Origin of the sequence: Immundisolibacter sp., from assembly GCF_028696615.1 — a bacterium.
In the GTDB taxonomy this organism is placed as follows: domain Bacteria; phylum Pseudomonadota; class Gammaproteobacteria; order Immundisolibacterales; family Immundisolibacteraceae; genus Immundisolibacter.
In genome coordinates this window covers 1-7,934 of the sequence record NZ_JAQVGQ010000124.1, presented here as the reverse complement: position 1 = coordinate 7,934, position 7,934 = coordinate 1, and the positions used below count along the sequence as shown (strand labels likewise).

The window sequence follows — 7,934 nt, the reverse complement described above, 5'->3', positions numbered from 1 at the left end:
ACCGGCGAGTCGGTGCCGCTTGGCGAGCGCTACGCGGTCCACTTCAAGCCTGGCAAGGAGCTGCGCGAGCTGGTCGACAAAGGTGACGCGGCGAGCGGCGCGTCACCCGATGCGCGCGACGCCGACGACTAGGCCAGCGCCGATCCGCTGTGCACCGGCCGTGTGGGGTGGGAGGCTTTCGACGGGCACAAGCCCCCGATGTGGACGGCGCACGTGAGCCGTGCTGCGGCGAGCCGCAACCCTGAAGCACGGTATTTTTTGGCCGCACCCGCGTCCCCGACATTTGCTGCAACCCGAGGATAAACCGATGGACTATCAATACAACAAGGTCGCCAATTTCGCCGACATGGGCAACGGCAACCGCCTGCACTACCACGACATCGGCAGCGGTGAGCCGGTCGTGTTCCTGCACGGCGGCGGCCAGGGTGCCGGCGGCTGGACCAACTGGCAGCGCAATCTGCAGGTGTTCGCAGACGCGGGCTACCGGGCCATCGCGCCGGATGCTTTCGGCTACGGTTTGTCGTCCAAGCCGGCCGATGGCAATTTCGATTTCGAGACCCTGATGGAGTGCCTGATCAAGCTGTTCGACCAGCTGGGACTCGACACGGTGACGCTGGTCGGCAACTCCATGGGCGGCGCCATGTCCATCCGCTTTGCGCAGGATTTCCCGCAGCGGGTGAAGAAGCTGGTGGTGATGGGCCCCGGCGGCATCGGACCGATGGAGCGCTACCTCGCCATGCCGGCCATCCAGATGCTGAAAGCGCTCGGTCAGGAGGAGGGCGGTTTCACCAAGGACAAGCTGCGCCGCTTCCTGGAATACATGGCGTACTCCAAAGACGACGTCACCGACCAGCTGGTCAACGAGCGCTACGAGGTGGCGGTGACGCAGCCGCCGCGCGTATTCCAGACATTGTCGATCGGCGACCTGCGCCCGCGCCTGCACATCCTGAAAAACATGCCGACCATGGTGCTGTGGGGCCGCGACGACCGCGCCTGCCCGGTCGAGTCGGGCATGGAGATCATCAAGGAATGCGACAACGCGCGCCTGATCGTGTTCTCGCAGTGCGGCCACTGGGTTCAGTACGAAAAGGCCGACCTGTTCAACAAGCTGTGCCTGGATTTCCTGAAGGAATGAGGCAGCCCGCGTCGCGTGGGCAAAGGCCATGAAGCCGTGTCCATGCCACAGCGGATTCACGCCGGGGCATCCCGCCCCGGCCGGCGACGGCGAAAAAACTCGGTCAGCAGTGCGCTGCAGCGCTCGGCGAACACGCCTTCGGTCACCCCCGGGCGGTGGTTGAGGCGTGCTTCGCCGAACACCTGAAACACCGACCCCGCCGCCCCGGCGCGCGGATCGCGGGCGCCGAACACCACCCGCCCGACGCGTGCCTGCACGATGGCGCCGGCGCACATGGCGCACGGCTCGAGCGTGACATACAGCGTGCTGCCGGGCAGGCGGTAGTTGGCCAGGCGGGCGGCGGCCGCACGCAGGGCCACGATTTCGGCGTGTGCGGTGGGATCGCAGGCGCCGATCGGGCGGTTGTAACCTTCGCCCAGCACGACTTCGCCGGCCACCAGCACGGCGCCCACCGGCACTTCGCCCTCGGCCTCGGCGGCCAGCGCAAGCTCGACAGCGCGCGCCATCCAATGCTGGTCGATCGCCGTACGGTCGTCAGTGGGGATTTTCGTAAAAGACATACGGCGTCGAGTAGTCGCTGACTTCGAAATACACCCTTTTCTCGCCAGGATCGCGCTGACCGTTGAGGTTTTCGTCGAGCACGCCGTAACCGAAGCGATATGGCCGCGGCAGGCCATCTTTGGTGCCGTAGGCGGTGCTCAGCTTGTCGATGTCGAGAAAGCGTCTGACCAGTTGCGGGCCGGCATACACCTCGAGCACACCGTTGGTGCCGGTCCAGTTCTGCACGGCGCGGCCGATTTCGTTTTGGGTTTCCTGGGTACAGGCGGCGAGCCCCAGCACGGCCGCGGCGACGACGACGTAACGCATGTGAATCCCCGGGTGGCGCACGGACGAATGCGGCAGATGGAGGCAGTATGCCGGCAGATCAACGGGCCGCGCCGGCCCAAAAACAAAAACGCCGGCGGCGCGGATCACACGCCGCCGGCGGGCAAGATCAGGACTGGAACCTTTCCGGCGGGTACTTACAAGAAGAAATACAGGTTCTTGTCCAGCACCACACGCTGGTCGACCAGGATGATACGCCGCGCCAGCTTCCACTGGCCGTCCACCTTGCGCAGGCGGCACTGCTTGGTGCCCCACACCACGGTCTCGTCGCGCTGACGGCGGTTGCGGTAGACGATGAAGTTGGACCACACGTCCACCTCGCCCTGGGCGTCGTCGGCCCATGCGGCATCGACGTTGCTGATGAAGCGACGGATGTAGTTCTGCGGGTCCTCCATCCACACCAGGCCCGTTTCCAGGCGCCGGATGCGCATGTCGAGCATCTGATAGTTGTCGTTGAAGACGAACGCACCCGGGTTGCTGCCGACTGGCTTCTTGTCGGCGCGCATGCGCACTTCGCGCACCGGCAGCACGTAATGGACGTCGTCGGTCAGCTGCGTGCGCCACCACTCGCGAAAGCGCTCCTCGTCGAGCATGCGCGCTTCGCGGATTTCGAACCGCTCGATCTCGAACAGGGTGTCGCGGTCCACGTAACGGGGGTTGGCCGGGGTTTGAATCTTGGTCGGTGCGTTCATGTCAGGCCACCTGGCGGTTGGGGGCGTAGTGCGGTTCGCGGGCGATCTCTTCCCAGCTGCGGCCGCTCATCAGTTCGGCCCAGCGGCGGTAGAAGCCGCGATTGGAGGTTTCGCACACGATGCCCTTGCCGATGATGCCGGGCAGCTCCGGGTGCACGCCCTCGCGCACCTGGCCCATGCCCGAGTACAGCTTGCCGCGGCGCGTCATCCAGCCGCGGTTGCTGGCGGTGCACTGCTCCATGTTCTCGCCGTCGTCGGTCTCCAGCATACCGGCGGTGCCGAAGGTCATCATGTTGGTGGCGACCATCATCTGCTTGAGTTCTTCCGGCATTTCCTTCTCGACCAGCGTCCAGGTCCACACCTCGATGTGGTGCGGACCCATCGGCAGCCACAGCTTCCAAGTGTTGGTGCCGTACAGGAACGAGCAGTTGGGGAAGATGCTGGCGTCCCAGTGGCCGTTGTAGAAGCGCGCGCGCCACTCGCCGAGGCGCTCGCGCACCAGCGGCGTGCGCTTGGCCAGCCACTCGCGGTAGGCGCCGCCTTCCGGGTGGATGGCGGCCGCCGCGTCCCAGATGACGCCGAAGCCGTGCCCGCCGCGGGTGGCGACTTGCAGGCCAGTATTGACGTCGTACGCCTGGTTGCCGGCCAGCGGCGTCAACGGCGACTCGATGGCCTTCAGCGCCGCCGCGTGCGCCCAGCCGACGTGGTAACCGTCGGCGATGAAGTTCTCGACCGGCACCTTCCAGTTGCAGTTCAGGATGGACTTCATCGGCGGGCCGAGCAGCTCGATGCCGCCGGGCACGTCGAGGAAGGTGTCCATGTACCAGGCCATGTCGCCGAGGTAATCACGCAGCGACGGCGCGCCGGCGTCGAAGGTGCCGAACACCAGACCCTTGTAGCTTTCCACCTTGGCCACCGGATGCATGGCGTAGCGCGGCCGCTCGATGGCATCGTAGTAGGTGTCGTGTTCCAGCGGCACGGTCACCAGCTCGCCATCCAGGCCGAAGGCCCAGCCGTGGTAGGCACAGGTGAACGCCTTGGTATTGCCGCTGTCGGCGTGGCAGACCACATTGCCGCGGTGCGGGCAGGAGTTGATGAATGCCTTGATGCTGCCGTTCGGCTGCCGGGCGACGATGACGTTGTCCTCGCCCATGCGCGTGGTCAGATAGTCGCCGGGGTTCGGAATCTGCGACTCGTGGGCGAGAAAGCACCAGGCGCGGGCGAAAATCTGCTCGAGCTCCTGCTCGTAGATGTCCTGGTCCCAGTAGATGCGGCGATCCTGCACCGCCCCGTCTTCCAGGATCAATTTACTGACGTCTTTCACGCGATACCCTCCGTGGTGTGGGGAAGTCGCCTGGCACGATCCCGGGCGACGGCAGGTCAGCGCCGTCTGGCGCGAACGTGCAGCAGTATCGAAACGCCGCCGCCGGTGACTCTTGACCGGCATCAAGCCGGCGCAGCCGAGCGCGAGCCGGTAGCGCTACCGGCGTGAGCGGGCGCGGCCTGGATGGCAGCGTCCGGGTTTCCATCCACAATTCATCGCACCACTTCGCAACCAGGAGGACGCGACCATGCGCGACACTATCGCCGTCATCGGCGCCACCCGCGGCACCGGCCTTGCCGCCATGCAGCAGCTGATCGCCGCCGGCCGGCCGGCGGTCGCGGTGGTGCGCAGCGTCGAAAAAGCCCGCCAGCTGTTCGGCGACAAAGCCAGCGTGGTCTACGGCGACGTGACGCGTCCCGAAACGCTGCTCGAGGCCATCGACCGCGACTGGGCCGGCATCGTGTTCACGGTGGATATCACCGGCGGCATCGGCGGACGCGGCCTGTTCGCCAGCCGCGAGCGGATTCGCGCCGTCATGTACGGCGGCCTGGTCAACACGGTGGAGGCCTGCAAGCAGCGCGGTTTCGGCGGCCGTGTGGTGTTGCTGTCGACCATCGGTCTTACGCAGCCTTCCATCGGCATGAGGATCCTGAACTGGGTCAAGCCGGGCCTGCGCGACCATTCGCTGGACAAGGGTGAGTACCTCAAAAAAAGTGGCCTCGACTGGACCATCGTGCGCGCCGGCATCCTCAACAACAAACCCGCCGGCCAGCACCTGCTGGACATCAGTGCCCGCGACTGGCCGCTCGAGATGCGTTACCAGATCAGCCGTGCCGACCTGGCGCGCGTGCTGCTGGCATGCGTGACGCATCCGGCGGTCGGCCGGCGCGAACTGAGCGTGTTCTGGGACGGCCCCGGCCACGACAGTGACGAACAACTGGCCGCCAAGCTGGCCGCCCTGGCAGGCTGAACGATGCTGCAGCGCCTGTGGCGAGCCTGGGGTAGCCGCGTGCCGTCGCGCCAGCACGCCGCCGACGACTGGCCGGCGGCATTCGCGCGCGTGCCGGTGCTGGCGCACTGGCCGGCGGCCGAGCGCGAGCGCCTGCGCCAGCTGGCCGCGCGCCTGCTGGCGGACAAGGCGCTCGAACCGGTCGGCGACCTGATCGTCCCGCGCACGGATGCGCTGGCGCTGGCGCTACAGGCGGCGCTGCCGGTGCTGAACCTGGGGCTGGACTGGTACCGCGGCTGGCACGCCATGGTGCTGTACCCGGGCGAGTTTCGCAGTCGCTTCACCGAAGTGGACGAGGCCGGCGTGGTGCACGAAATCGAAGACTGGCGCGGCGGCGAATCGTGGACCGCCGGCCCGCTGATCCTGTCGCTGTCGGACGTGCAGGCCGGTGGCTGGGGTGACGGCTACAACGTCGTGGTGCACGAATGCGCGCACAAGCTCGATCAGCTCGACGGTGACGCCAACGGCTGCCCGCCGCTGCACGCCGGCATGGATCGCGGCGCCTGGAGTGAGGCGTTCGCCGCCGCTTTTCGCGACCTGCGCCGCCGTGCGCTGCGCCGCCTGCACACGGTGCTCGATCCCTACGCCGCCGAGTCGCCGGCCGAATTCTTCGCCGTGGCGAGCGAGCTGTTCTTCGAAGACCCGCCCGCCCTGCGGCGCGGCTACCCGGCGGTCTACGACCAGCTCGGCCTGTTTTACCGTCAGGACCCGGCACGGTTCTGGCCGGCGTCATGAGCATTGCCGAGCTGCTGTTGCTGCTGGTGCTGGTCACCGACCCGTTCGGCAACCTGCCGCTGGTGCTGTCGGCGCTCGGCCGGCTCGATGCGGCCGCCTACCGGCGCGCGGTGTTACGCGAGTCGCTGTTTGCGTTTGCCGTGCTGCTGCTGCTCGGCTGGGGCGGGGCGGGCCTGCTGCGCATCTTCGGTATCAGCGAGCCGGCGCTGCACATCGGCGGCGGCGTGATCCTGTTTTTGCTGTCACTGCGCATGATCTATGGCGGCGCGCAGGGCGCCTTTCACGACGGCTATTCAGACGATCCGATGCTGGTGCCGATCGCCGTGCCGGCCATTGCCGGCCCGGCCGCTATCGCCACGGTGATCCTGCTGCGCACCCAGCAGCAGGTGCCGCTCGGCCGCCTGGCGCTGGCGCTGCTGGGCGCGCTGCTGGTGACGCTGGCAACGTTTCTGCCGGGCCGGCGTATCGCCCAGTGGCTCGGCCCACGCGGACTCAACGCGCTCGAAAAGCTCACCGGCCTGTTGCTGAACCTGATCGCGGTGAACATGATGCTGGAGGGAGTGCGACGCTTTTTGGCCTGATGTCGGGCCAAAGAACCGATTTACTCAGCCCATGGAGCGCCGCGCGGGCATGTACCGCGCGGCGGCGAGCCGAAAAATTCCAGGGAGGGAATTTTTCGGCATGTCCCTGATCGACCTGTGCTCCAAACAGCAAGACACCGGGTTTGTGGTAGGTTTCCCACCACCAGGCGGCGTGGATTTATTCAGTACCGCCACCCGGCACGGGATGCTCCGGAACATTCCTGGCCACATCAACCCAGACGACCCAAAAAGGAACGCATGACGGCCGACTCCCCCACGGCGAACGTCGTAACGCTCGGTGGTCTCAAAGCCGCCTGTGCTACCTGTAACCTGCATGAGCTGTGTCTGCCGCACGGCATGAAAGATGCCGAGGTGGCCGAACTCGAGCGCATCGTCTCGCGTGGCCGACCGGTCGGCCGCGGCCGGACGCTGTTCCGCATCAACGAACCGTTTCGGGCCATTTACGTGCCCCGCAGCGGCGCCGTGAAGACCTATACGCTCGGCTCCGACGGCAGCGAGCAGATCGTCGGCTTTCACCTGCCGGGTGAGGTGATTGGTCTGGACGGCATGGTCGAGCACCGCCATCAGGTGACCGCCGAGGCGCTGGAACTGGCCAGCGTGTGCGAGCTGCCGTTCGATCTGCTCGAGCACGCTGCCGCCCGCGTGCCGGCACTGCAGCACCAGCTGATGCGCCTGATGAGCCGCGAGATCGCCGGCAAGGAGCAGCAGCTGCTGACGCTGGGCGACCATTCGCCCGAGCGGCGCCTGGCGCTGCTGTTGCTCGATCTGTCGCAGCGCTTTGCGCACCGGGGCTTCTCGGCCAGCGAGTTCAACCTGCCGATGTCGCGGCAGGACATCGCCGCCTATCTGCGCCTGGCCGCCGAGACGGTCAGCCGCGCCTTCGGCAAGCTTCAGCGCGAGGGCCTGGTGGAGGTCGAAGGCCGCCTGGTACGCATCGCGAGCGGCGCCGAGCTGGCGGCGTTTTGCGGGTACGCGGTATCCGGCAGCCAGCGCCGGGTGTGCTGAGCGTGCCCCGATGGGGCAGCGCGTGGCACAACCTGCCGGCGCGGCGCCGTCTTCAGCCGCCGCGCCGGCGCGCGCGCGGGTGCGCCGCGTCGTAGACCCGTGCCAGATACTGAAAATCGACGTGGGTGTAGACCTGCGTGGTGGCGAGACTGGCATGACCCAGCAGTTCCTGCACGGCGCGTAGATCACCGGACGATTCCAGCAGATGGCTGGCGCAGGAGTGACGCAGCAGATGCGGGTAGACGCGCCGGTCGATGCCCTGGCGATCGGCCCAGTACCGCAGGCGCTGCTGCACGGCGCGTGCCGACAGGCGCCGACCGTGACGGCTGACGAACAGCGCCGGGCAGTCGCCGGCCAGCGTGCCGTGCAGCGTGAGCCAGTCGGCGAGCGCCTCACGCGCACGACTGCCGACCGGCACGATGCGTGTCTTGTTGCCCTTGCCGGTCACCCGCACGCTGGCGTCGCCAAGATCGAGGTCGAGACGATCGAGCGCCACCGCCTCGGCCAGACGTAGGCCCGACGAGTAGAGCAGTTCGAACAGCGCCCG

The 7,934-nt window shown here is 67.1% G+C and carries 10 protein-coding genes; 5 read left to right on the top strand and 5 right to left on the bottom strand.

Translation table 11 applies throughout. The features are described 5' to 3' along the window. Nucleotides 1-307: 307 nt before the first annotated feature. A complete protein-coding gene (locus PHC73_RS09095; protein ID WP_300126933.1) occupies nucleotides 308-1,135 on the top strand; it encodes an alpha/beta fold hydrolase in 828 nt (275 codons plus the stop codon). A 56-nt stretch (nucleotides 1,136-1,191) separates the two neighbouring features. On the opposite strand, the gene tadA is transcribed toward PHC73_RS09095, so the two are convergent. From tadA to PHC73_RS09075, 4 genes are all read right to left on the bottom strand, one after another. Next, complete coding sequence (gene tadA / locus PHC73_RS09090; protein ID WP_300126931.1) at nucleotides 1,192-1,695, bottom strand: tRNA adenosine(34) deaminase TadA; 504 nt, start codon at nucleotides 1,693-1,695, stop codon at nucleotides 1,192-1,194. After that, a complete protein-coding gene (locus PHC73_RS09085) occupies nucleotides 1,670-2,002 on the bottom strand; it encodes a hypothetical protein (RefSeq protein ID WP_300126929.1) in 333 nt (110 codons plus the stop codon). Before PHC73_RS09085 ends, tadA begins: the two co-directional genes overlap by 26 nt. A gap of 155 nt (nucleotides 2,003-2,157) precedes the next feature. Next, nucleotides 2,158-2,712 (bottom strand): aromatic-ring-hydroxylating dioxygenase subunit beta, encoded by a 555-nt coding sequence (locus PHC73_RS09080; protein WP_300126927.1) that lies wholly within the window; start codon nucleotides 2,710-2,712, stop codon nucleotides 2,158-2,160. Nucleotide 2,713: 1 nt separating this feature from the next. After that, nucleotides 2,714-4,036, bottom strand: a complete 1,323-nt coding sequence (locus tag PHC73_RS09075; RefSeq protein WP_300126925.1) for an aromatic ring-hydroxylating dioxygenase subunit alpha — start codon at nucleotides 4,034-4,036, stop codon at nucleotides 2,714-2,716. A gap of 247 nt (nucleotides 4,037-4,283) precedes the next feature. Between PHC73_RS09075 and PHC73_RS09070 the strand changes: the two genes are divergently transcribed. The 4 genes from PHC73_RS09070 (at nucleotide 4,284) to fnr (ending at nucleotide 7,387) form a co-directional block, all read left to right on the top strand. Beyond that, nucleotides 4,284-5,006: an NAD(P)H-binding protein gene (locus tag PHC73_RS09070; protein ID WP_300126923.1), complete on the top strand. Its 723-nt coding sequence runs from the start codon at nucleotides 4,284-4,286 to the stop codon at nucleotides 5,004-5,006. A gap of 3 nt (nucleotides 5,007-5,009) precedes the next feature. Continuing rightward, nucleotides 5,010-5,780 carry a zinc-dependent peptidase gene (locus PHC73_RS09065; protein ID WP_300126921.1) on the top strand — a complete coding sequence of 257 codons (771 nt, stop codon included), beginning with the start codon at nucleotides 5,010-5,012 and terminating at the stop codon, nucleotides 5,778-5,780. After that, nucleotides 5,777-6,361, top strand: a complete 585-nt coding sequence (locus PHC73_RS09060; RefSeq protein WP_300126919.1) for a MarC family protein — start codon at nucleotides 5,777-5,779, stop codon at nucleotides 6,359-6,361. Before PHC73_RS09065 ends, PHC73_RS09060 begins: the two co-directional genes overlap by 4 nt. Nucleotides 6,362-6,619: 258 nt before the next feature. Beyond that, complete coding sequence (gene fnr / locus PHC73_RS09055; protein WP_300126917.1) at nucleotides 6,620-7,387, top strand: fumarate/nitrate reduction transcriptional regulator Fnr; 768 nt, start codon at nucleotides 6,620-6,622, stop codon at nucleotides 7,385-7,387. Nucleotides 7,388-7,439: 52 nt separating this feature from the next. Here the strand turns inward: fnr and PHC73_RS09050 are convergent. After that, on the bottom strand, nucleotides 7,440-7,934 hold a 495-nt coding region (locus tag PHC73_RS09050; RefSeq protein WP_300126915.1), incomplete at its 5' end, for a tyrosine-type recombinase/integrase.